The organism is Chitinophaga silvisoli (assembly GCF_003412465.1).
In the GTDB taxonomy this organism is placed as follows: Bacteria; Bacteroidota; Bacteroidia; order Chitinophagales; family Chitinophagaceae; genus Chitinophaga; species Chitinophaga silvisoli.
Genome location: NZ_QTJV01000010.1, coordinates 449,409 through 474,802 on the forward strand (window position 1 = coordinate 449,409; position 25,394 = coordinate 474,802).

Sequence of the window (25,394 nt, forward strand, 5' to 3'; positions counted from 1 at the left end):
CACCACAAACATGTGAATTGTTTTTCAATATAAGTCCGTCTAAACTGAAAACCGCCCAGAGGTAGGATTCTGAGCGGTTAAGGTCTGGATGCACTGAATAGACAATTATTTAGGGACAACTGAATTTTTCAATCAACCAAACCAAATGCAAGGTATGCAAAAAATTGCTTTTTGTGACCGGGCCGACCGTGTCATGCCTTTTTACCGGCTTTATGGAAGCCGGTTGTCTGCCAAAATCATGTTAGTTATGAAGCTAACCATCGTATTAATGACCATTGCATTCATGGGGGTATATGCAAATGGCCGATCTCAATCAGTGACAATGTCCGGCAATAATATTCCGCTGGAGAAAACATTTTCCACTATACGTACTCAAACAGGATACCTTGTATTCTGTGACCGTCAGTTATTATCTGAAGCTGCCCCGGTATCGGTTGCAGCCACTAATATGCCGCTGAACCAGTTCCTGGACCAGATCTTCAAAAATCAATCCCTGCAATACCTGATCCGTGAGCAGACCATCTTTGTAAGCAAAAAAGTGAAACTGCCAGGTGAACCTGAAGTGATTACTTCTGTACCTGTAGAAGGTATTGTGCATGCAGAGAATGGCTATCCGCTCGAAGGTGCAACGGTAAAAGTGAAAAATGGTCCTGTATCTGTAATCACCAACAGCAAAGGTTATTTCGACCTGAATGCCAATGTGGGTGATGTACTGGTGGTTACTTTCGTGGGTTTTGAACCCCAGGAGGTAAAGATTAGCAACAGTACCAAACTGGATATCACCATGAAAAGACAGGTGATCAATGTAGATGAAGTAACCGTGAGCGTATCTACAGGTTATCAGACCATCTCCAAAGAAAGAGCCACCGGTTCCTATGGTGTGACCACTGCAGAGGACCTGGCAAAAGTACCTGCTGTCGACATCCTGCAACGCCTGGAAGGTAAAGTAGCCGGTGTAAAGGTAGATCCTAACGCAGGTACTGTACAGATCAGGAGTACCAATACATATGCTACCGGTTCTGAACCCCTGATTGTAATAGATGGTTTCCCAATGGTAGCTATCGGCGACAAGCAGACACTGACTACAAGAGGTAATTCCCTTATGTCGAACAATGCGATCCTGTCCTCTATCAATCCTGCGGATATCGATCAGATTACTTTCCTGAAAGATGCCGTAGCGACCTCCGTATGGGGTGCTAAGGGTGCAAATGGGGTAATCGTAATCACAACAAAACATGGTAAGAGAGGCATACCTACACTGAATTTCTCTACCACTGTCGGTATGGCCTCTGCACCTAAGTTCTCCAAATTACACTGGATGAGCACTGCTGAATATGTGGACCTGGAAAAGGACCTGGTGAATAAAGGATTCATTACCGATAGTAAGCAAAGCCCTTACTACCAGCCTTTGTATACCCAAAATCCAAGTGAAGTACAGGAATGGCTCTTCAAAGCACAGCGTGGCGAAGTAACACAGGCAGAAGCAAATGCTGCTATTGACGAAATCTCTAAACGTAATAACGAAGGACAGATCAGGAAATACCTGTTGCGCGAAGCGATTTCCCAACAGTATAACTTATCTGTATCCGGTGGAAATGAAGTGAACTCATACTACATCGCTGTTAACCATAACAGGGATAATCCTATCTATAAAAGTAACAATGGTAACAATACCAACCTGACTGCCAACCTGACCAACAAATTCTGGAACAACAGGGTGACACTCACTACGAATATCCAATACCAGATCAGTAATTTGACTACCAACCTGGCTGCAATGGATGCACTGGGTGCTACCACAACCTCCCTGCGTCCGTACGATATGCTGGTAAATAGTGACGGTAGCCTGATTAAACGTAGTATTTTATTCCGCCCTGAGTTCAGTGACAGTCTTACAAATATTGGCTATTTACCCTTTACCTATAACGCTATTCAGGAGTTGAACTATAGTAATACCAGGACAGGAACTACTACTGCCCGTTTCAACTCAGGTATCAATGTGCAGCTTACTCCATGGCTCAATGCAGCTGTATCTGGCCAGTACCAGCGCTTTAACAGCACAATAAGCACGATCAATACAATAGATAGTTATGCAGGCCGCATGCTCATGAACACCTATACCACTATATCTTCTACTACACACAGACCCGTGTATAGCATTCCTTATGGTGGTACTTACTATCTCGCAAACCAGTTAAACAGCGAATATGCCCTGCGCGGTCAACTGAACTTCAGTAAAGCGATTCATACGGATCATCATATTAATGCGCTGGCGGGTACTGAAATCCGTCAGGCCTATACGAAGGGTGACAATGTGACCCGCTATGGTTATGATGCAGATGCGAATACTTTTGGTGCAGTCAATCCTACTGTATATAATATGACCATGTATGGTTATACACAACAGCTGGGTAATAACGTAAGTAGCATTACAGAGCAAAGAAACCGTTACCTGTCCTACTTCGGTAATGTTGCCTATAACTACAAATCGAAGTACGATGTATCTGGTAGTGTTCGTTTCGATGATTATACCCTCTTAGGTATAGACCGCAGTAAACGTGCGAAACCTTTCTGGTCTGTAGGTGCCAAGTGGAATGCACAACAGGAATTTTTCCTGCAACCCTATTCATGGCTGAGCAACCTGAGCCTGAGAGCTACACTGGGTACTGGTGGTGCGGTGCCATTGTCAGGTTACAACAAGGCAATCGTGAACCTGGGCAATACAGATCCTAATACCAACCTGCCTTATGGTACCATCAGTAATCCTGCTAACCAGGGCCTGACATGGGAAACTACCCGTACCCTGAATGGTGGGCTGGATCTTGGTTTCTGGAATAACCGCCTTACTGCGAGCATCGATGTATATCATAAATGGAGCAACGGTATCGCTGTAAACCAACCTTATAACAGTACTTATGGCTGGTCTTATCTCTACTTTAACTCCGGCAAAATGCAAAGCCATGGTATTGAACTGGCGCTGAATGCTACCTGGCTGGATAAGAAAGATTTCACCTTCAACACCGGATTCAATTTTGCATACAGCAATAATAAAGTGACAGATAGCAGATATGATAATCTCGCTGTATACAATTTGTTAGGTGGCTCTGCCATCGTAAATAATTACCCGGTGGGAGGTATGTTCGTATATCGTTCAGCAGGTCTGGACGAAACCGGTCAGACACAGATCCTCGACAAGGACAATAAAATTATTAAGAGTACAGAAGCAATTCCATCTACTTTCAGTATGGCAGATATGAAATACGTAGGTGTGAAATCAGCGCCTTACTTTGGTGGTTTGAACAACAGCTTCAGGTATAAAAACTTTGACCTGCAGGTACAGATCGCTTATTACTTTGGTGGTAAGTTCATCAAGCCTTCTATCAATGGTTATCCGCAATACTCTTCTTTCTATGGTACCCTGGGTCGTCAGGAAGACTTTGCCCACAGATGGCGTACTGCAGGTGATGAGGCGCATACCATCGTACCGGGTCTGGATAATCTGAACTACAATAGCTTCAGCCGTTACCAATTCTCTGATAAACTGGTAAGAAGTGGAGATAATATCCGCCTGCAGCAGATTTCCCTGGGCTATCATTTCCCGCAGTCTATGCTGCCTAAGAAAGTGATCAAGAGTCTTTCCATCAGTGGTAATGTGCGCAACCTGGGCATGATCTGGGTGGCGAATAAGGAGAAGTATGATCCGCAGTACCTGAATAACAGCAGCCAGTTTTACAGCGCTCCTCCGGTGACCAGCTATTTGTTTAACATTAATGCATCATTCTAATGAAAAAAGTAATTTTCTATATAGCGGTTGCACTGTTAGCCACAGGTTGCCGCAAATACGTGGAGATCGACCAGATTGGTACACGTACTATGACCTATACCAGCGATTACAGGGCGCTGATGGATAACACCGGTGAAATGGAAAGTGTATTTGGTTTACAGATCTATTCCTGTGATGATACCCGTGTATTGGATGCTAACAAGCAGACACAGATGACGGATATCAATTACAATGCTTACCAGTGGAAAAGTCAATATTGGTCTGATACACAGGCTGATGCTGACTGGGATAAAATGTACAAAACTATTTATAACAGTAACCTGACGCTGGAAGGTGTGCTGACCAGCGAAAAAGGTACTGATGCCGATAAAAAACAGATCTATGCCGAAGCACAGGTACACCGCGCATTTACCTATTGGGTGCTCGTGAATACCTATGCTAAACAATATGACAGCACCACAGCAGCTGCTGACCTGGGTGTGCCGATGGTTGTCAGCACTAACCTGTATGCAAGTCTGAAAAGAGGTTCTGTACAGGATGCCTATGACCTGATCCTGAACGATCTGCTGGCAGCAGTAGCTGCATTGCCTGATCTGCCTGATTATAACACACGTCCTTCCAAAGCAGGTGCTTATGCGGTACTCGCAAGAGTATACCTCAGTGTAAGACAGTTTGACAAAGCCCGCAGTTATGCGGAAAAAGCGCTGGCATTGCAAAATGGCCTGCTGGACCTGCGCAACTACCAGACCAGCACTGCTTCTTTCCCGCAACGCCTCAATGATCCTGAAGTGATCTTCTCTAAGGTAAGCAATGGTTATTACCAGGGCATCCAGCTGGACACTGCGCTGCTCACATTGCTGGGTACCAGTGACCTGCGGTACAAACTTTTTGTAAGACCGGGCAGCTTTTTTGGTCCTGCTTTTACCGGCTACGGCTATTGGAGATATACCTATACCCGTGAGTACAGCAAAATGTACCAGGGACCAAACGTTCCTGAAATGATGCTGATCGTAGCAGAAGCAGCAGCACGTTCCAACGATGCCGGCACTGCTGTAAGCATGATCAATGCCATCCGTGAAAAACGTTTTGCTACAACTGACTATACAGCTGTAAGTGCAGCTAATGGTGCAGAAGCTATGCAACTGGTGATCGCTGAAAGAAGAAGAGAATTCTTCGGCACAGGTCTCAGATGGTTTGACCAGAAACGCCTGAACAAAGACGCGGCTTACCAGATCACCATTACCCGGGATTTCAAAGGTGTTACCACTACCTTATTGCCAAACAGCAACCGTTATGTCTTCCCGATTGCCAACAAGTATATTCTGCTTAATCCGGAAATTCAACAAAATCCAGAATAACAATAACCAACCAACAATAAGGTGTGAAGGAGGGAGTGTCACAGCTCTCTCCGATCCACCTTGTAAACAACCCGACAATGAAGTATACATGGATCAGTGCGCTGGCTATGATGCTGGCAATGCCATCAATGGGCTTTAGCCAGACAGATAGCAGCAGATTACAAAGAAGTGGTGTGCCGGTAGCCGGCGATACCCTGACCATTCATTACAACCCCGCTGGTGGTCCACTGGCAGGGAAGGATCACATCCGCGGTATGGTATACACCTTCAGTAACTACAGATGGGGACTTAATGATGTGAACCTGCAATTGCACAATGGCGTTTATGATGCTAAATATTATGTGCCCGAAAATTGTGCGTTCATAGCATTTAAGTTTTATGTAGAGCAGGATGGCCAGATCGCTGCTTATGATAACAACAATGATAATGGCTTTGTAGAAACCACTGTCAATAAACAGGGAATGGCTTTGCCTGGTGGAGCACTGGCGTGGGGCTTATTCCGCAAACCTTCCTTCGGTCACGCACCGCAGGGATACTTCGAAAAATTTAATATCAGCGATGAAGCACTGGAAATGTGGATCCGTAAGGAAATGAAAATCTACGGACAGTACATGCCCCGCTACTCAGGAGATTACCTGGCTATGCTGAAAATAAGCCTGGGAGATGAATACAATGAAAAAGTAGAAAGAAACCTGGTTCGCCTGGCAGGCTTACCCGGCATCGATGAATCCAACTATTACCAGATCTATAGCACTTACCAGTTTGACCTGAAAGACACACACAAAGGTGATTCTGTCAAAGCACTGATCCTTTCCAAATATCCTCATGGTCACCTGGCACGCCACCTGGCTTATACAGCGGCTTATACCAGTGAACAGAGCGATGCGAAACTGGGCAGAATGGAGAAATTCCTGCAGGACTTTCCCGTAGCTGAAATGCGAAGGGACTCCGGTGCAGAACAGCAATTTATGTATTATAGCATCTACAGGGAACTGGCAGTTGGCTATGTGGCAAAAGCACAATTTGACAAGCTGATTGCATTGCTGCCACAAATGGACTTCGCTTCCCTGGCAGAGATCTACCGCTGGAATGTAGAACGCCATTTCATGACGAACAGCATGCCACTGGATAGTATCTATCCTTTAGGTAAGGCTATCATCACTGAGGCGATTGCGAAGGTACATGATGGTTCCTACAATGAAAATCTCCGTTTCACGCCGCAACAGGCCGATGAATTTGCCCTGAGCCAACTGGATAAAAAGCTGGCCGCACATGCACGCATGCTGGCTAAGATGGGTAAATATGCAGAGGCGCTAACCTATGTGAAGATGATCTCCCCGGCATTCATTTATACCAATGCTAAACTGAACGATGCGCATATCGATATCCTCGAGCATACAGGCAATGGTGCGCAGGTAGGAGCGGTACTGGAAATGGGTATCAGGAATAATGCAGCTACACCTGCCATGATCGAAAGGCTGAAGAAGGAATATGTAGCAAAGAATGGTAAGGCAGATGGCTTTGATGCTTACATGGAAAGCCTGAAACCTGCTGCTGATATGGAGAAATTCAGGGCCCAGGTAAAAGCAGGTCTGATCAATGCACCATATACGCCTTTTAAACTGAAGGATTTAAATGGTAAGACAGTGAATAGTGCTACAGATTTCAAAGATAAAATTGTAGTAATTGACTTCTGGGCTACCTGGTGTACGCCTTGTAAATCAGCGTTCCCTGGTATGCAGATGGCGGTAGACAAATATGCGAAAGATAACAAGGTAGCCTTCTACTTTATTGCTACGCAGGCTGCAAGTAAAAATTATAAAGAGGAAATCAGGAGCTATATTAGCAAATCAGGTTTCCGCTTCAATGTATTGCTGGATGAAATCACTGAAAAGGGTGCACAGAATGAGGTATTCAGTTCTATGGCACCGGTGTTCAAATCATCCGGTATTCCACGCAAGGTTGTGCTGAAGAATGGTGTGATCCGCTGGACCTCAGAAGGCTACGGCGGTAGCCCAAGCAAACTGGTGGATGAGCTGAGCTACGTAATTGACCTGTTAAAAAATGAAAATTGATGAAAGGGAAATTAATGCTGGCAGCACTGCTGGGAATGCAGGTGGCCGTCGCGCAGAAGAAAACAATCGATACGACAGCGTATGCACAATGGAAAAGATTAGGTACGCCATCCCTGTCTTACGACGGACAATGGATGATGTATCGCTACAGCGGAGATGAGGAACATTTGCAATACCTGGTCAATACAGCTAGCGGCAAAACGACGACCTTCAGCGATATGGGTAGTCCTGAGTTTATCGGCCAGGGAAAATGGATGAAGTACACCAGAAATGATTCCACCATACTGAGACGACTGAAAGACGGACATGAGGAGTACTGGACCAGGAGTAGTTATTTCCTCAGCAGTGACAATAGCAATACCCTGAGTTACAATACACCGGATAAGCAGGTGGTAGTAGACCTCAATACCGGCGACAGCATTGTTTTGAAAGATGTGACAAGGTGCAATATCCTTGATGGCAATGTAATCTATATCAAAGGTAACCAGCTGCTGGCCGGCCCTTTAAAAGGAAAGCACAAGGTACTTTTTAATGGTCCTGTAGATGACTATTCCCTGAACAGGGATAAGGGGAGTGGAACGATCCTGTCCGATAGGAAACTGTATTACTACTCCCTGAAGACGGGACAGACTACCTTTCTCCTGGACTACAGGGATATCAAAGTACCTGCCGCTTATAAATTGTCAGAACAGGCCCTGTCGATTACACCAGGGACCAAACAGTTTATACTGGATGTAATGCGCGCAGAGCAACCTGCCATGCGTCCGCAACCACAGAATACAGGTTTCCAGCTGGAATTGTGGACGTGGAACGAACCTGTTACACAGCGTTTGCAACGCAGGGGGGTGTATGACAAGAACATGATGAACCAGGCGAAGTTCGTCTACAACATCGATACAAAGACAGTGGTGGAATTAGCCCCGGAGATGTCCGGCCAGCTGGTAACCCCCTCCAGCGAAACATTTGATTATGTGATAGCCTTAGATCCGGCACCTTATAAAGTAGATATCGACTACCGCTATAACAGCAATGCAGATCTTTACCTGGTAAATGTACATAGTGGAGAAAGAAAGCTGATTGCAAAGGATAGTTATGAAACACCAAGCTGGAGCCCGAACGGTAAGTTTTCGATCTACTACGATAATAAAAATAAGGCCTGGGAAAAGATCGATCTGAGTACAGGTCAATTTGTGAATATCTCTGAGGGGATTGGTTTCCCTGTGAATGATGAAGAATGGGACCAGCCGGGGCGTAATCCTGCATACGGACTGGCAGGCTGGCTGGATGGCGGCAATACTGCTGTGATTTATGACAGGTATGATATGTGGGCAGTGGATATGAGTGGCCAGCGTAAGCCTTATTCACTGACGGGGCAGTATGGCCGTCAGCATAAACTTGTACTGCGTCTTCACGGTGCTGAATACATGGAAAACATGAACCTGGGCAAGCCACTCCTGCTGCGTAGCTTCAATGAAGAGACCAAGGCAAGAGGTGTGTACAAACTGCAATCACTGGCCAGGGTGGAAAAAGTGGTGGAAAATCCTGATTATTCAGTAAAGATCAGTTCTATATCAGGTGATGGCCGTTCCTGCATCTTTACAAAGGAAAACTACCAGATCAACCCGGATGTATGGTACGGGGATATTAATTTTAAGAATTCAAAGCAACTGACAGATATCAACCCACAACAGAAGGATTACAATTGGGGATCAGCAAAAGTGGTGAAATGGAAAACTTTTGATGGAAAAAATGACGAAGGTTTGTTGTACCTGCCGGAAGCGTATGATTCCAGTAAGGTGTACCCGATGATTGTGGACTTTTATGAGACCCATAGCCAGGATTTGCATGATTATATTGTACCGGAATATACCAGCAGTACGATCAATATCAGTACTTATGTGAGCAGGGGCTATTTAGTATTTCGTCCGGATGTGCATTATATCATTGGAAAACCGGGAGAAAGTGTGTACAATTGCGTCGTAAGTGGAGTAAACGCCCTGATTGAAAGAAAAATTGCTGATAAAGAGGCAATTGGCTTACAGGGACATAGCTTTGGCGGGTATGAGGCCGCTTACCTGGTGACAAGGACTGATGTGTTTAAATGTGCGAACATCGGCGCAGGTGTGGTAAACATGACCTATAACTACACAGCGGTGAGACAAAATGGCGCGCCTTCCCTGTTTAAGTTTGAATCGGAGCAGTACAGGATGGGGAAGAGCCTGTGGGAAGACAAAGAAGGATATATAAATAATTCAGCCATTTTTAACGCTGATAAGATACATACACCAATAATGATCTTCCATAATGACAAAGATGGAGCGGTACCTTTTACGCATGGGTTGGACCTCTTCCTGAGTTTGCGAAGATTAAAACGTCCGGCCTGGTTACTAAATTATAAGGGAGCTAATCATACGCTGGAGGAATTGCCTGCACAGAAGGATTTTACTATCCGTATGCAAGGTTTCTTTGATCATTACCTGATGAAGAAACCTATGCCAAGATGGATGAGTGAAGGGATCAGTGTGGATGAAAGAAATGTAGATCAAAAGTACTAGTATATAAATTTTTGATTTTGATTTTGGTTGATAAAATGAACCGCCGCTACCTTTCAAGGTAGTGGCGTTTTTTTTATGTTATCGATGAGTGTGAGGGCATTTTTAATAGCATACGCATTGCCGTCGTTATTGAAGAATACCCAGATGTGATGTCCTGCCTGCTGCCATTGTACGATCTTATCTGCATATTCCTGTAAAAACGATGCTGAGTAACCTGAAGCGTAATTACCTTTTGGCCCGTGAAACCGGATATAAATATCTTTTGCCGTAACAAATTCACCGGAGGGGAAGCGACCGCCGGAATGGGCAATGACAAAGGCAATCTTATATTTCTTTAAGAGTTGGATGGCTTCCGGTGTCATCCAGCTTTCATGACGTGGCTCCAGCGCAAAATGGTAGCCTTTGTAGGCAGTAAGTGCATCAAGGAAAGCTTTTACCCTTTCTTCATGGAAATGCAGATTAGGAGGTAGCTGTAATAATACAGGTCCCAATCTTTTGATGACGGCATCAAATACATCGAAAAAGCGGGGAAGGGTGAGTGCCGGGTCATTGAGCTTCTTGGTATGTGTGACATACCGGCTGATCTTAGGACAGAAACGGAAACGGCTATTAACAGTCTTCGCCCATTCCTGCACGGTAGATACCAATGGAAGCCGGTAAAAACTCGCATTGATTTCAGCAGTGGCAAAAAATTGCGCATAGTAGGAGAGGTAGTCTGCCGCCTTTACTTCGTCAGGATAGAAGCGTTTCTTCCAATGCTTATAATGCCATCCGGAAGTGCCAATGTAAATCTTGCCCGGCTTCATAGTTCATCAAAATATTCCATTACAATATCCCCGATGACTTTCACCAGTTTCTTATCTTCCACCAGATCCATTTTCCAGCCGCTTTTTGCATAGCGAAGGATCCCCAGGTTTTCATCGTTCAGGGTAATATCCACCTCATAACAAATCCCTTTTTCGCAGGTTTGTGATATGGGTACACCTTCCCCTTTGTATTTGACACCTTCGTATTCAAATGCAAGAGGAATCGGTTCTTTTTCTAACTGATCGATAATTTCTTTCAGGAATTTAACCAGGTGTTTTCGCTGGGTGGGGCCGGAGATATTCCACTTACCTTTATCAGCTCTTTTGTGTGCCATCTTGAATTTCAGGCCGGTCATGGAGGTGGAATAATCGTTTGCATTCAGCTTGGTTACATTCTGATGTGCCAGGATATACCAGTGATAGCCGGTACCTACAGGCACTCCGGAGCCTTCAGGGGCATGGCCGGTACGGCGCTTGGTCACAGCGTAGGAGATCTCCCACAGATCAGGCGTGATCTTGGTTTCCTTCCAGTCACCCTGGTCATAATGCCAGTGGTGACCTCTGCCGATTTGTACACCGGTATATTGTTTTCCTTCGTACGTTTTGAAACGATTGTAGGATGCGGACAGATCTTTTGTCTTTTTTCGGGTCTTCGTAGCCATATTATTATGTTTTGGTTTTGGCATAATCTTTTTACCCAAAAAATCATGCCTTCATCCGTTATTGCATATATGACCTACGACCCTGGAGCGCATCGGCTACGGGTTCACTTTTTATCGGGAGCGATATATGATTATATTGATGTGCCTGAAGAAGTGTATTTGCAAATGAAGTCGTCGAAGTCAAAAGGGATCTTTCTCAACAGGAAAATAAAGGGGAAGTACGCATTTGATAAAATAAATTAAGGGAAGGCCTTCTTAAAAGATGCCTTCCCTTTTTTTCATATGCTTGCCATTAACCGATCAGTTTCTTTGCCTCAGCGACTACATTCTCCACAGAGAATCCCAGTTCCTTCAGCACTTCTTCTCCCGGTCCGGATTCACCATAACGATTGAGGCCTAACACCTTTCCTTCTGTACCTACATACTTATCCCAGCCAAATGGGGTAAGGGCTTCGATAGATATTCTTTTTACAAGTTTTTTGGGCAATACACTTTCTTTGTAAGCCGCATCCTGTTCCTCGAACAGTTCCCAGGATGGCATGCTCACCACTCTGCTTGAAATCCCTTCCCTGCCCAGTTGCTCCTGCGCAGCCAGTGCCAGGGAAACTTCAGAACCGGTAGCGATCAGGATCAATTGTAATTCCCCTTCTGTATCCTTCAGTACATAAGCACCTTTCTTTACATGCTCAGCAGAAGGGAATTTGGACTGATCCAATACCGGCAGTTTCTGACGGCTTAAGATCAATGCTACAGGGCCTTCTTTTCTTTCCAGCGCCAGTCGCCATGCCTGCACCGTTTCGTTGGCATCTGCAGGGCGAATAGTCACCAGGTTGGGCACAACACGCAATGCAGCTACCTGTTCTATAGGCTGGTGGGTAGGGCCATCTTCACCCAGGCCTACGCTATCGTGCGTGAAGATATAAGTGACGGGGGCTCTTGTGAGTGAAGCGAGACGAATAGCACCTTTCATATAATCAGAGAAAGTAAGGAAAGTACCTCCGTATACACGAACACCTTTATGTGCCGCCATGCCATTCAGGATGGCACCCATACCATGTTCCCGCACGCCAAACCAGATATTGGGTTCCTCATAATGATCGGGCTGGAAGCTCAGTTTCGTATCCAGGGGCATATCATTAGACGAAGCCAGGTCAGCACTACCGCCAAAAATGTAAGGAATCACCTTTTTTAAGGCCAGCAGGGTTTTCCCGTGTGCCTGGCGGGTCGCCAGTGCCCCATCGCCCGGTGTGAACACAGGCAGGCTTTTCTGCCATCCTTCCGGCAGTTCATCATGTGAACCTAATTCCAGTTCTTTTCCTTCGTTCGGGAAAGCCGCTTTATATGCATCAAATTGCTTGTTCCATTCCTCTTGTAATTTTGCTCCTTCTTTAGTACGCAGCAGCATATGTTCTTTTACTTCAGCAGGAACATAAAATTGTTTGTCAGGGTCTGCGCCGTAAAACTCTTTGGTCTTGCGCACATTTTCTTCGCCCATGGCACTGCCATGCACCTTATTGGAATCTGCCAGCGGGCTGCCATAACCAATGATGGTACGTACGGCAATGATAGAAGGTTTGTCAGTCACTTCCTGTGCTTTCTTTACAGCAGCTTCTATCGCATTCAGGTCATTCCCGTCTTCCACGATCTGAACATGCCAGTCGTAGGCTTCATATCTTTTCAGTACATCTTCCGTAAAGGCGAGGTTGGTAGGACCATCCAGTGAAATCTTGTTATCGTCATACAGACATATGAGTTTACCAAGTTTCAGGTGTCCGGCGAGGGAGGAAGCTTCAGAGGCTACGCCTTCCATCATATCTCCATCACTGGCAATGACGTAAGTAAAGTGATCGATTATTTTGTGATCAGGCCGGTTATATTTAGCTGCCAGGTGTGCTTCTGCCATGGCCACGCCAATAGCATTGCCGAGGCCCTGGCCTAAGGGACCTGTAGTCACCTCAACACCGGGGGTAAACATACTTTCAGGATGCCCGGGTGTTCTGGAATGTAATTGCCTGAATTGTTTCAGATCTTCCAGGGAGAGGTCATAACCTGTGAGGTGAAGCATACTGTATAAAAGCGCAGAGCCATGTCCTGCGGAAAGTATGAAGCGGTCACGGTTAAACCATTTTGGATCACTGGAATTATAACGCATGATACGGGTATACAACACGTAGGCCATGGGTGCTGCGCCTAATGGTAAGCCGGGGTGGCCGGAGTTGGCTTTTTGTACGGCATCGATAGACAAAAAGCGAATGGTATTGACAGAAAGATCGTCTATTGAGGTAGACTTTACTGTTGCTGATGTGTCAGTCATATTAATAATTAATTGTGAGTGAGTGTATGTGTAGTTTATCTACAGGTTGGTAAGAAAGGGCATCATTATTTTTCAAATACGACGGCATCTGTTGTTGCACCCAGTTCTTCCAGTGCGGCACTGATGTCTTTTACCATCTGGTCAGGGCCGCATACATAAAAGTGTTTACTAAAATCTTTGATCTGCTCCCGCAGGTAGTTAGCGTCAATCTTTCTGCTGTCGAAGCCCTCTTTTTTTTCCTTGGTGAGGGTGTAGCAGACGTTTTTGCCAAGCATCCGGGTCAGCTCTGATTCATAAATGATATCAGCAGCAGTTTTGTTCGAAAAGAACAGATAATTATCACTTATTTTTTGGTCCCTGTACAATTGACGGAGGATAGCGATGAAAGGGGTAATCCCTGCGCCACCGGCAATAAAGTAACCGGGTCCCTGGTAGGTGATGGCACCCCATACATCGTGAATGTTCAGGGTGTCGCCTGGCCTCAGCTCATGTAATCGTTTTGTGACACCATCGTGCTCCGGGTATCCCTTGATTGTGAATTCCAGGTAGGGAGCCTCGTTGAGTGCTGTGAAAGTAAACGGTCGTCGTTCTTCCTCCCAGCCGGGAATAGAAAGGGTGATCTCAGTAGCTTGTCCGGGGACGAAGGTGTATCCATCGGGCTTTTCCAGTCTAAAGCATTTTACATCGTGGGTCACATCGAGTATTTCAATGACCCTGACGGCATGTGATTCCATAATTCCTATTTGGGGAATTGGCAGCATATAAGATGCCACAAATTCATTAACAATAGATTATACAATAAAATGGAGGGAAACTACAAGGAATAAGGCCACTCGAACTGTTCAGCCGGCTCCCAAAGGATCGAAGGTGGTTTCTGGGCCGGGTTATTAAAGAATTCAGTAATGATTTGCATCGCCTTTTCACGGGATACAAAGGAGAAGAGGGGAACATGATATTCATCTCCTGCATCGGTCAGAATGGTGGTGTTAGGCTTGGTGACCCCAAACCATGCTTCCCCGGGATTGTCGTCGTAGCGGAATGAAATATTTTCGGGATCCTGTAGTTTACAGGTAATGAACAGTGTGTGATGCGGCGTGTTAAAACAGCCGTCATTTGAATACCTGATGTCTTCCGGACGGATAGAACGAATGGTACTCAGCACCTGTTCCAATGAAAGTATTTCATTGTTTATTTGGGAAAATAAACGCGTCTTAATACTCATTGAGGTTAATTTGTATTAAATTAAGCAAAATTTTTGACCTGAGGAATACCGGGGAAAAGAGTAAAGCAGGTTATAGAGGGGTAGGGCATTTTCTGTAGAAAATGTCCCCAAACTACCCACGGATCAAATGGAATTCAGAGAATATTTTGTAGATTACTGTATATTCTGATCTTATGACATACGAACCTCAAAAAGCCCATAACCATTCTACTGCAACTGAAGATCGCCGGAGTACATCCGGAGTAGCGCGTGAAGCGGTTCAAACTTTCCAGTTAAAAGCAAATAATACAGGAATGCCGGATCACCTGAAGGCAGGTATTGAAGGGCTTTCCGGTATGGCGATGGACGATGTCAAAGTACATTATAATTCTGAGCAGCCTTCGCAATTGCAGGCACATGCTTATGCACAGGGCACTGATATACATATTGCCCCCGGGCAGGAGCGGCATTTGCCACATGAAGCCTGGCATGTGGTACAGCAGAAACAGGGAAGAGTGGCAGCTACCAGGCAGTTGAAAGCAGGAGTGCCGGTTAATGATGATAATGGCCTGGAAAGGGAAGCGGATGAGATGGGGGAGAAGGCGTTGCAAATGAAGGCACTGCCGGAAGAGGAGATGCCGCTGCAAAAGAAAGGCCTGGAAGAGGAAGACCTGCCTGTGCAAAAAAAAAAGAATTCTTAGAGGAGGAGATGAGTGAAGCCGTGCAGACGATACAAATGAAAGCTACGCCATCACAAAAGCTAAAAACAGGCACTGTACCCGCCCATGCACCATTCCAGTTGACAGAGGGAAAAGAGTTTGGATACTACAGCAGGGATGGAAAGCCCAAAAGTGCCAAGACCATTAGGATGGACGATTTTGGGAATCTAAACAGGGTGCAACAGGTTGACCCGGACCTTGTATCTGAAAAACTGGACGAGGATACTGAAAGAATGGGAATAAAAGTTGAAGATGTGAATGAGAAAACCGGCATCTGGAGACCTTCCATTAAAGAAGAAACTGCAAGACCTGAAGACCCACCTTTATACCAGCCATTTCGAAAGGCATTTCACCACGCACATAACGTATTACTTTCACTTAAGGAAAGCTCCAACATAGAAAAAAATATATTAAAAATGTCCAGCACCAGGTTGTTGGAAATTGCCGGTGAGGTCAAGAAAATCTCACTTGATTACAAAGGAAATTACCGCAGCTTCATCAGTATCTCGTCAGTGAACAGATTAAAGAACGTTTATTTCAAAAAGCTGGATGAACAAATTGTACAATGCAATTACCTGGTAGAATATATGATTGCTGCTTATAGAACAGCAGCTCCCCCTGAATTTAATGGCTTTGAAGGTTTCTCTGACAACCAGCTGGCGGCGGAGAAAAATAATGATGGAAAAGGTATCTGGCAAAGAAAATGGTGGGCCATGGTACAGGAAGTCAACCAATTGCTGAGAGAAAGGTGGGCCCTCGGCAAACAGGAAATTAAAAACTGGGTATACCAGCAACAGGCGGAGCAAGGGCTTGGCTACATGGATCCCAATATGATTGGTGATCTTGATTATATAGGGAGTCTGGCCAAGGGGTATAAGAGTGCACCCAAACAATATATCCGTTTCCTCCCTGAAAACTTTGATGTAGATGCAAGGCTGGATGCACCTCCGCTGGCCGTATATGCGATCAGGCACGGAGCGTCTGTAGACAGAGGCAGCGTCAAGCCTAAAGACGGTGTAATACCTAAACTGGATGCCTTTAGAAAGACGGTACAGCACTACCTGGAAAAAATACCCGGCGTGGATAAGAATGATGAATTTGAAGTATTCATCCGGGCAGATAATGTAACTGATCTTGTGGCAGAAAAGCATGATGATATTGCAAAGGCACACAAGGAGGAGGCGATTGCCAGGAGATTACAAATCATTCAGGACCGCATCTGGTGGCTGAGAAGCAAGGGCTGGAAGTATTTAGGAGCAGTGCGGAACAGGTTGAATAATTATATCGGCCCGGATGGCAGGTTGAAAACAAGGATCACTTCAGGAGTAGTCGATGAAAAAACAAAGAATTATAATGAATTTGACCTCACATTTATGGAAATGAATTTGAGTGTGGTGGAACAAACGCCGCCGGAAAATATTTAAATGAAAAGAGCTTGCAGCAAAAAGAAATTTGAGGTATTACATCCGGTTCCCCTATGGAGAGAAATTCCTTTTTTGAATGCCAGATGCCATCAAATTGCTTTTTCCTACAAGCTCTTTTTAAAATTGTAGCTGGAGCTTATGCTTTTAATTTCTGTACGATGATCTGGTACTTCGCCACTTTCTTGCCCGGCATAATATGCGCCTCACAACTCTTCATGGTTATTTTCACCTGGAAAGAATCATCTCCAAATGTCAACATCGGCGTACTGGTGCCGGGTTTTAATTCCATAGTTTGTGCATTGTGATCATTCCTGTCTACAGTTACTGAAATAGCACCGGTTTGCTCATTGATACTATTCACCTTTACAGCAATGCCTTCGATGATCTCACTTATATTGCCCAAAGCCGTATACCTGTCCAGGTCATAAACAATCTCGTAGTTTTTTTCAGGAGCAGGTAAGGAAGTGGGCGGATGGATCAACCGCTCCATCGCATACTTCTCTGCATTCAGCTTGATAGTCGCAAACCTGTTCAGCTGTAATTGTCTCGTAGATACACTGTCTCTTAGCTGTTCCTGCTTTGCCTGTAGTTGCTCTATTTTTTCCGCATTTCCATCCAGTGACTTCACTTTGGCGAGGGTAGTGATCTTTACTTCCAGGTCCTGCTGCACCTGTTTGAAGCTATCTACCTTAATAGACACTGCTGATACTGAATCTTTGTACTTACCAATAGAGTCTGTGATCACCGCAATCTTTGCCTGGAAATAACGTCTCAGCGAATCCCATCTCTTTTGCATATCGGCATCAGTAGTGGCAATAGACAGTACTTCGAACATCTCAGCGATCTTATCATACTTGCCCAGAGAGTCGGAGGTATACAGGTTATTGTATTGGGTAATGTAAGAGTTCAGGTATTCATTCTCCGTTTGACGGGAAGAGATTTTCAGCTCATAACCTTTATAAATACTGGTCGTAATAATACCGGCTGCCCCAATGATGAAGGTGCCCAGGAAGAACTTCAGGAAGTCGTAACGGAACTCTTTAATTTTAACAATAGCCTCCTCCGATAGCGGCGTTTCGTTCTCTTTTTTACTTGTAAGCATAGGGATATAGGATCTAAAAACAGATGCAAAAATACATTAATATTTATTATACTCCTGTAATAAACCCTTGTTTCTTCATTTCTTTATAGACTGCTTTGGAGGATGACTTCATCAGTTTGTCGACACCTGAAGGGTCAACAGTAGAGGTGATCCCACTCCAAATGAGCTTGTCCCGTTTCAAAGAATAGACATTTGTTTCCACCCTGTAAGTGCGTGTGGTCTTATAATACCCGGGATCGTAAAAGGCATTCCAGGCATTCCAGTAATATCCCCAGAAGCGGCCATAGTACATAGGGTAGGTACCCGGTACATACTGTACGTCTTTATCCACTGCAGCCAGCCGCATTATTATCACCCCGTCAAAACCCTGGTCCTTTACTTTTTCCCTGATCGTTTCTTCCTGTTCTTTTGTAATGTTTTTAGTCAGGTAGTTGTAGGAGGGTACGCCTTTGCCGTTTAGCATGCTGCACAATTCATCTTCCGTAGCGCGCCTGTTGGCCTCATCTTTCAGCAGGGCTACTACGAGTACCTTATTGAGCTGAGATACATCGACAGTCACTGCCGGATCCCGCCAGCTTTGTTCTATATGGGTGGAGCTACAGCTGCTCACTATTGCTACCAGTAGTATGCACATGATCTTTTTCATAAGCTTATATTTCTGTGACCTGATATTTAGGAGAAAGTGAATGGACCTTGGTATAAGACCCTGCACCTATTTCAAATAAACCCGCCAGTACATAAGGCATCCAGGATACTTCCCAGAAATCAAATACCCATGGCGAAGTCATTAGCACCATGCCGCTCAATACATCCAGCGTCAGATGGGCACTCATCTTTATCTTACGGAAGATGCCGAACTCATAGTCAGTAAACAAACTGTATATTAAAGTAGAAATACCCAGCGCAACAGGCACCCATACTTCGCCGCCGCTGTCAGCCGTTCCGAATACGACCATCGGAACAATAATGAGAAGAATACCAACCAGGTAATCTAAGATGCCATGTAACCTCGTGTTTATGATTCCCATTGATGTAGGTTTTGCCAATAGTGGGGCATAAGCTATGCCACCATGCCCGGAGCGGATTTACAAGGAAGAGGCGCGTATAGAAGTGTTGACTTGTTTCCATGGTAAGGGTAAATACAACCGGTTATTGCTGGCATTGTTTTTTCTTTTCTTTCTTAAAAAAAACATATGAAAGGGCTTAAGAAAAAAGGGTATGTCTGGGTCACACTTATATTCTTTTTGTTCAGTTTATTATTGCACTGGTTTTTTGGATGGAAGTCATTTGTGCAGGAGCAGAAGGCGCATCATGAGCCTGTAGTCGTACAGGATTATGTAAATGAAATGATGCGGGATACATTTGAGAACTGGCAATCAGAGTTCCTGCAATTGATCTGGCAGGTAGCAGGGCTTGCATTTCTGCTTTACGTAGGCTCGCCTCAATCCAAAGAAGGAGATGAGCGAAAAGAGGAAAAGCTGGATTATATAATCAGGAAACTGGATCCGGGTAATTATGAAAAACTGATGAAGGAGTGGAATGATAAATTCCCTAAGGAGTGATGGTGGCCAGAATTTTTTTAGCCGGTTCATTCTGCGGATTCATTTTTACTGACTTTTCATACATGAGAATGGCTTCCTTTTTCTGCCCGCTTTGAAGCAAAGCTTTACCATAGCTGTCATAAGTATTCCAGCTATCGGGGTAGAGTATTGTACACAGCTTTAAGGCTTCAAGTGCAGCCGTTTCATGATGATCATCCAGCAGTTCAAGGCCCAGTTCATTCAGTTCCATTTCATTTGTAAAGTAAGTACTATCTGATTTGTACTGATTGAAAAAGGTAATTGCCGCATCAGGCCCTTTGGCTAAAAGTATTTTTGCATAAGGCAGGAACAGTGATTTTTTATATACAGGTTCAGGCATACCCAGGTATCTCCTGACCACACTGCCGAAGCCGGGACTTTCTGTATTATCAAGTATAATAATGGTTTTATCATGCGCCAGGTCCCGGCAATAGAAGGTAAAAAATCCCGGTTCTCTGCCCGTGTGCATCACGATATTCGTATCGCTTTGTATAAACCAGCCCAACCCATAGGAGCCTTTTCCAAACTCACCATCGGTTTCAATTCTACTCCCATTTGCAAGATGTGCAGGGGAGAGCATTTTATGGATGCTGGCCGGTTTTAACAGCTTACTTAAGTGATAGTGCAATAAATCCAGTGGGGTACTGATCACATTGGTAGGTCCATATAGCTTACGCATATTGTAAGTCCAGGGACGTAATCTTTTACTGCTATCAATGGGTTGCAGTTCCCCGGAATAGTGCGCCCTTACCAGGTAACCTGTAACCATCCCCGGGTTTTTGTCACCCAGCAAATAAGTGTGCTGCATGCCGGCAGGCTGAAACACATGCTGCTGCATATATTTCGCAAAGGGTTGTCCGCTTACTTTTTCTACTAATGAAGCCAGCAATGCAAACCCGATGTTATTATACCGCCATGCAGTACCCGGCGTAAATGCCAATGGTTTTTTTAATGCAGGAATGATGTCCTTATTAGTAAAAACAGTATCCGGATGTTGCGCTAAATAAGGGAGGAAGATTTCTTCTTTGTCGGGGAGTCCGGAAGTGTGTGTGAGCAGGTGATAAATCGTAATGTCGGGGTAGGGAAATGCGGAGAAGTATTTAACAAGAGGATCGTTGAGGTGGATCTTTCCCTTTTCTTCCAGTTGCAGCACTGCCACGGCCGTAAAGGTCTTGGAAACAGATCCTAATTGAAATGCAACAGTATCGGACTGCTGCCTGACGATCACTTTTCCTTTTTCAGCAACCAGGATGGTTTGCGCCCTCACATGTCCACACAGGAAAATCAGGATGATAAATAGTCTCATACCTGTGTGGTTACCAAAAGTCGGCCATTATCTATGAGTTTGATATTCAATGCTGAAACGCATGTTGCCCGTACGAAAATGAAACGCCACGTACGAATGTGAACGTTTTATTAAAATGCATTAAAAATATTTACCTTGCATTAAACCCACCCAAACGGGGACAATTATGCCTATACCTAAACCCAAACACTTGTTTTGGCTGTCTTTCCTATGCCTGGCGGGAAGCAGTACGCTCAAAGGTCAGCAAAAAGACCTCTACAACTACCAGGATTTATCTGCCTTTTATTACAAAAAACAGGAAGATTCACTCAAAAAGGCCTGGACATGCCCGGACAACTTCAAGGACAGAGCCACCCAGAAGCAATTTAAAGCCATTTGGGATGAAAGAACAACTTTCTTCACCGATGCCATTGACGACAATAATTATGTCTATGACAAAGGAATCTGCGCTTATCTGAATGATATTGTTGCCCAGATCCAGGAGGGAAATAAGAATTACCTGCCTGTAACCCCCTTTGTGGTCCTGGACAGAAGTGCCGCTGTAAATGCCTATGCCATTGGAGGAAATGTGCTGGCCATCAACCTGGGCCTGATTTCCTTTGCAAAAACAAGGGAAGAAATTGCCCTGACTATTGCGCATGAACTGTCGCACAACATCCTGCAGCACCCGGAGAACGCAATGAAGAAACAGGCTGAATGGCTGGCTTCTGCAGAATACAAGCAATCTTTGGGGCAGGTACTGGAATCTGATTATGGCCGCCTGACACGCCTGAAAAAAGTGTATGAAAACTACACCTTTAGTCGTAACAGGCACCAGCGTTATCACGAAGGAGATGCTGATTCCCTGGCTATCATCCTGCTGAACAACAGCCATATTTCCTTTGCACCTGAATTCTTCCTGCGGATGGACAGTGCGGATGTTCAATACCTCCAACCCTTACAGCAGCCACTGAAGACCTATTTTGGAAATTACAATATTGCATTGGAAGAAAGCTGGACAAAGAAACGTTCCAAAGGATTGTCTACCCGTGACTATGATTTTCAAAACAACAGCGGCATGGCAGATTCTTTGAAAACGCACCCTGATTGTGTGGTGAGATACAACAATACTGTAGCACGCAAAACAGGTAATGCAGTAGCTACACCTATTCCGGAGAGCATCAGTACAAAAGTAAACCGTATGCTGATCTGGAATATGTATTGCAACAAAGACCTGACACCATGCCTCTACCGCATCATGCAGGAGAAAGATAAAGGGAATACAGATGCCTGGTACGATTTCATGTTTAACAACGTGATGATGAGTTTGTACAAAGCTGATAAGGATCTGCATCGCTCCAGTACTATCGACATTCAACGCAAAGAATACATCTCTAAGGAATACTACCAGTTACAAACCATGCTGGAACAGATTCCGCGCGATAAACTGGCCGAGGGCTGCAGGCAATTACAAAATGCAGCGTTCTGGAGCAATGTAACTCCTGCTGAAAAAGCAATGCAGGGTTTCCAGCGCTCATTGGTATTGGCTGATAATAAAGAGGCGGCTTCCAATCAGCAACTGGCAAAACAGTTTATGGAGTCTAATAAGACGAGCCTCTATTGCGAATATGTTCACCCTTTTGAAAAGCGATAATTCATGAGAAAATTTTACTTATATCTATTACTGGCAGTACTGGCAACGCCGGCATTAGCGCAAAAAAGAATATTCCGCGAGGTAGGGCAGGACATCAGTACTTCCGCACAGCCTATTATGGAAAATGATGTGCTGGTGGGATACCTGGCACTCACGCAGCTGGAGAAGGTGAGCAGGGATTCATTCAGTTACCGCCTCACGATTATGGATGAAAACCTGAATGACCTGGGTGTGGTAAACTTTCATGAACTGAAACTACGACTGGAAGACGTGATGATTGAAGACAATATCCTTTGTCTCGCTTATGTGAAGAGTAATGTGCTGGGTTATCGCTATGAGCATCGTGCAGACAGGAATAAAGCTATTATGACGGGAAAAGCCTGGATGCTGACACAATTCATCAACCTGAAAGGAGAGATTATTAAAACGGCGCAGGTGCAATTGAATGTAGATCTCCGGAAGAACTGGAATGATTCTTACATTCCTTCGTCAGTGCTGAAGAATTCTATTTCAGTGAAGAATATGACAGGGAAGGGCTTTGTGTGTTTGTACCAGGATGATAGTAAGAAGAACCTGGTGTTCTATGATATGAAAGGGAACCAGACATGGGAAAGAAGAATATCAGAAGAAGGAAAGATTGAGCACTTTAAAACTTCTGAGCACGATGTATATGTGATGATGCAAAAGGAGCTGGCGCGGAATAAATACCAGTATACCGTGTATTCTTATAATGCGGATGATAATTCCGTTTACCAGAAGTATATGTTGAAAGATAAGAAAGGAAATGATCTGCTGCCCCTGGGTTTTGAGAATGATCCTATATCAGGGAAGCCGGATATTTCAGGGCTGATCTATAATCCAAAATTCAGGAAGTACAGGAAGCGTGATGAGGGTTTGAAGATCCGGAAAGGGATGTATGGAGGTGTGTTCAATGTGGAACTGACGGGGCATAAGAAGGGAGAGATGAAGGAGCAGTTTACCTATTGGTATGATGATTCAAAAGGGGATGTGACGAATAAAGGATATTTTTCTTCAGGTGCGGGCTATATCACGCCAAATAAGTCATTCAGGGATTTCAACGGGAATACTTATTATACGGGGAGTGTGATCAAGTCGAAGGTAAGAGGCCGTAACATTGGAGGAGGCCTGTTTGTATATGGACTGACAGGTCTTTTATTGGGGGCTGGTACCGGTAACCCTGCATTGGGTATTGGTTATACCGGTATTTGTATGGCATTTGGTCATTACAGGGAGTTCCCTACGGGAAATGCGCTGATCATGAAGATGGATACGACAGGGAAAGTGAAGTATGAGAATACGTTGCCGATCAATGGGAGTAAGGAAACGGGAGATTATAATTTCTGGAGTGGGACCTATTGTTTTACGGTGGTGTCTCCTGAGGATAAGTTGACCTACCTGGTGATGTCTGATGAGAAGGCATATGTGATTTATAGTGTGGAGCAGAAGAAAGTGGTGCGGACGATTAAGCGGGATGATGCGGGCAAGAGTGTGATGGTGTTGCCGGCGAAGGAGGGATCGGTGATCGTGATCACCAGGAATATGAAGGAGCGGTATACGGTGATGTCGATAGAGGCAGTGTAAAGATGTTGTTATAGCAGGAGAGGTTGTATCAAAAGTAATGGCATTCAATAAAAGAAAATACTTTCCATCAGGGATCCATCAGGATTAAGTCCCGGAGATATACTTTTGATACAGCCTCTCTGTTTTTTTATTTTGTAAGCTGATTGATTATTTCTGCGGTAGACGCGCTTGAAAATGACTGTATAGATTGCCCCAGCCAGATATTCACAAACTCACTATCCTGGTGCGCTCTCGCAATCCTCCTCAGTTCCCCGGTCAGTTTGTTCTGGTAAGGATAGGGCAGAATATAATCACTTCCTTCCAGGGCTTGAATAAAAGTATTATGGATCCCTCTTGCAAACCTTCCCGAAAAACTTCTCGTCAATACAACTTCCTCTTCTTTTACAGTACTGAGACGTTCTTTCTCGAAAGGGAGCAAGGCGCTCTCTTTAGAGGCTATGAGCAGGCTCCCTATAGATACCGCCTGTGCGCCGAGTGCCAGGGCGGCCTGCATACTTTTCTTATTGTAAATGCCCCCTGCATAGATGAGCGGTGTTTTAACTGTATCATACACCTGGGGCAGCAGGGAGAATCCGCCTATCTGCGGCAGTCCTATGAAACTACCTCTATGCCCGCCGGCTTCAATCCCCTGCACACAAATGATATCAATACCCTGTTCTTCCAGCGCAATTGCTTCTGCTACAGAAGTACAGGTGCCGATAAGGATTGTATTATTTGCTTTTAATTGCTGGATACTTTCGGCATCAGGAATACCAAATGTAAAGCTAACGATCCTGCATTGTTCACTGATAATGGCATCGATCTGGTCCTGGTAAGGCGTGACCTGTATGGCATCCAGTTCAGGCAGTTTAACCGTTAAGCCATTTTTAGCGGCTAGATGTTCGATATGAGATTTGGTCTGCGTGTATTGTTCGCGTAATGTTGCTGTAATAGGAGGAATTGTATGCACGAACAGATTTACAGCAAATGGTTTGGCGGTGAGTTGCCTGGTTGCCCTGATTTGTTCAATGCTTTTTTGTGCGGAGAGATCGGCTATGGCAAGAGAACCTAATGCACCGGTATTAGCCGCAGCTGCCACCATTGCCGGAGTTGTAACCCCGAACATGGGTGCCTGAACAATAGGCAGGGCTATGTCTAAAAGACGGGTTAAATTGTTCATCATTGTGCACGAATTAGAATGGAAAGGTACTGATTATGGATCAAGTTGAATTCTTGGGGGGAATGCTAAAAATTTGTTGCTTTGCAACTCATTAAAGAAGCAACAAACTTGGAT

At 44.7% G+C, this 25,394-nt stretch carries 19 protein-coding genes and 1 pseudogene; 10 read left to right on the top strand and 10 right to left on the bottom strand.

Features of this window, described 5'->3' with window-relative positions; translation table 11 throughout:
- The first annotated feature begins 247 nt into the window (after positions 1–247).
- The 4 genes from DXN04_RS26230 (at position 248) to DXN04_RS26245 (ending at position 9,772) form a co-directional block, all read left to right on the top strand.
- Positions 248–3,784: a SusC/RagA family TonB-linked outer membrane protein gene (locus DXN04_RS26230; protein ID WP_158569156.1), complete on the top strand. Its 3,537-nt coding sequence runs from the start codon at positions 248–250 to the stop codon at positions 3,782–3,784.
- Entirely contained in the window at positions 3,784–5,142 is a 1,359-nt protein-coding gene (locus DXN04_RS26235) for a RagB/SusD family nutrient uptake outer membrane protein (RefSeq protein ID WP_116856368.1), read from the top strand. Before DXN04_RS26230 ends, DXN04_RS26235 begins: the two co-directional genes overlap by 1 nt.
- 77 nt (positions 5,143–5,219) lie before the next feature.
- The gene (locus DXN04_RS26240) at positions 5,220–7,217 is read left to right on the top strand and encodes a TlpA family protein disulfide reductase (protein ID WP_116856369.1); all 1,998 of its coding nucleotides are present in this window, start codon (positions 5,220–5,222) and stop codon (positions 7,215–7,217) included.
- The gene (locus DXN04_RS26245; RefSeq protein WP_116856370.1) at positions 7,217–9,772 is read left to right on the top strand and encodes a S9 family peptidase; all 2,556 of its coding nucleotides are present in this window, start codon (positions 7,217–7,219) and stop codon (positions 9,770–9,772) included. The genes DXN04_RS26240 and DXN04_RS26245 overlap by 1 nt, the downstream gene beginning before the upstream one ends.
- 53 nt (positions 9,773–9,825) lie before the next feature.
- Here DXN04_RS26245 and DXN04_RS26250 read toward each other — a convergent pair whose 3' ends face one another.
- Both DXN04_RS26250 and DXN04_RS26255 read right to left on the bottom strand, forming a co-directional pair.
- Complete coding sequence (locus tag DXN04_RS26250) at positions 9,826–10,578, bottom strand: DUF72 domain-containing protein (protein WP_116856371.1); 753 nt, start codon at positions 10,576–10,578, stop codon at positions 9,826–9,828.
- Positions 10,575–11,240 (bottom strand): hypothetical protein, encoded by a 666-nt coding sequence (locus DXN04_RS26255; protein WP_199415138.1) that lies wholly within the window; start codon positions 11,238–11,240, stop codon positions 10,575–10,577. The genes DXN04_RS26250 and DXN04_RS26255 overlap by 4 nt, the downstream gene beginning before the upstream one ends.
- Positions 11,241–11,285: 45 nt before the next feature.
- Between DXN04_RS26255 and DXN04_RS26260 the strand changes: the two genes are divergently transcribed.
- A complete protein-coding gene (locus tag DXN04_RS26260; protein ID WP_116856400.1) occupies positions 11,286–11,483 on the top strand; it encodes a KTSC domain-containing protein in 198 nt (65 codons plus the stop codon).
- A gap of 49 nt (positions 11,484–11,532) precedes the next feature.
- Here the strand turns inward: DXN04_RS26260 and tkt are convergent, their stop codons facing one another.
- From tkt to DXN04_RS26275, 3 genes are all read right to left on the bottom strand, one after another.
- Complete coding sequence (gene tkt, locus DXN04_RS26265) at positions 11,533–13,554, bottom strand: transketolase (RefSeq protein WP_116856372.1); 2,022 nt, start codon at positions 13,552–13,554, stop codon at positions 11,533–11,535.
- Between the two features lie 65 nt (positions 13,555–13,619).
- Positions 13,620–14,288 (bottom strand): FAD-binding oxidoreductase, encoded by a 669-nt coding sequence (locus DXN04_RS26270; protein WP_116856401.1) that lies wholly within the window; start codon positions 14,286–14,288, stop codon positions 13,620–13,622.
- Between the two features lie 80 nt (positions 14,289–14,368).
- Entirely contained in the window at positions 14,369–14,776 is a 408-nt protein-coding gene (locus DXN04_RS26275; protein ID WP_116856373.1) for a hypothetical protein, read from the bottom strand.
- 173 nt (positions 14,777–14,949) lie between these two features.
- Between DXN04_RS26275 and DXN04_RS26280 the strand changes: the two genes are divergently transcribed.
- Together DXN04_RS26280 and DXN04_RS26285 are read left to right on the top strand one after the other, a co-directional pair.
- On the top strand, positions 14,950–15,456 hold the full coding sequence (locus tag DXN04_RS26280) for an eCIS core domain-containing protein (RefSeq protein ID WP_116856374.1): 507 nt from the start codon (positions 14,950–14,952) through the stop codon (positions 15,454–15,456).
- Positions 15,457–15,464: 8 nt separating this feature from the next.
- Positions 15,465–16,898: a hypothetical protein gene (locus tag DXN04_RS26285; protein ID WP_116856375.1), complete on the top strand. Its 1,434-nt coding sequence runs from the start codon at positions 15,465–15,467 to the stop codon at positions 16,896–16,898.
- A 136-nt stretch (positions 16,899–17,034) separates the two neighbouring features.
- On the opposite strand, the gene DXN04_RS26290 is transcribed toward DXN04_RS26285, so the two are convergent.
- From DXN04_RS26290 to DXN04_RS26300, 3 genes are read right to left on the bottom strand one after another with little or no spacing between them, the layout of a single operon-like run.
- Positions 17,035–18,000: a hypothetical protein gene (locus DXN04_RS26290; RefSeq protein WP_116856376.1), complete on the bottom strand. Its 966-nt coding sequence runs from the start codon at positions 17,998–18,000 to the stop codon at positions 17,035–17,037.
- 46 nt (positions 18,001–18,046) lie between these two features.
- Positions 18,047–18,646, bottom strand: coding sequence for a DUF4136 domain-containing protein (locus DXN04_RS26295; protein ID WP_116856377.1), 600 nt, complete (start codon positions 18,644–18,646; stop codon positions 18,047–18,049).
- A 4-nt stretch (positions 18,647–18,650) separates the two neighbouring features.
- Positions 18,651–19,028: an SPW repeat domain-containing protein gene (locus tag DXN04_RS26300; protein WP_116856378.1), complete on the bottom strand. Its 378-nt coding sequence runs from the start codon at positions 19,026–19,028 to the stop codon at positions 18,651–18,653.
- Between the two features lie 165 nt (positions 19,029–19,193).
- On the opposite strand from DXN04_RS26300, the gene DXN04_RS26305 reads away from it, so the two are divergent.
- A complete protein-coding gene (locus tag DXN04_RS26305) occupies positions 19,194–19,562 on the top strand; it encodes a DUF6766 family protein (RefSeq protein ID WP_116856379.1) in 369 nt (122 codons plus the stop codon).
- Here DXN04_RS26305 and DXN04_RS26310 read toward each other — a convergent pair.
- Positions 19,552–20,886: a serine hydrolase domain-containing protein gene (locus DXN04_RS26310; RefSeq protein WP_116856380.1), complete on the bottom strand. Its 1,335-nt coding sequence runs from the start codon at positions 20,884–20,886 to the stop codon at positions 19,552–19,554. The genes DXN04_RS26305 and DXN04_RS26310 overlap by 11 nt on opposite strands.
- Before the next feature lie 166 nt (positions 20,887–21,052).
- Here DXN04_RS26310 and DXN04_RS26315 point away from each other — a divergent pair, with 166 nt between their 5' ends.
- Positions 21,053–22,519: a M48 family metalloprotease gene (locus DXN04_RS26315; protein WP_116856381.1), complete on the top strand. Its 1,467-nt coding sequence runs from the start codon at positions 21,053–21,055 to the stop codon at positions 22,517–22,519.
- Between the two features lie 3 nt (positions 22,520–22,522).
- Positions 22,523–24,121 carry a hypothetical protein gene (locus DXN04_RS26320; RefSeq protein ID WP_116856382.1) on the top strand — a complete coding sequence of 533 codons (1,599 nt, stop codon included), beginning with the start codon at positions 22,523–22,525 and terminating at the stop codon, positions 24,119–24,121.
- A 127-nt stretch (positions 24,122–24,248) separates the two neighbouring features.
- On the opposite strand, the pseudogene DXN04_RS26325 reads toward DXN04_RS26320, so the two are convergent.
- A pseudogene (locus DXN04_RS26325) lies at positions 24,249–25,289 on the bottom strand (NAD(P)H-dependent flavin oxidoreductase); the annotation flags it as partial.
- Positions 25,290–25,394: the final 105 nt, after the last annotated feature.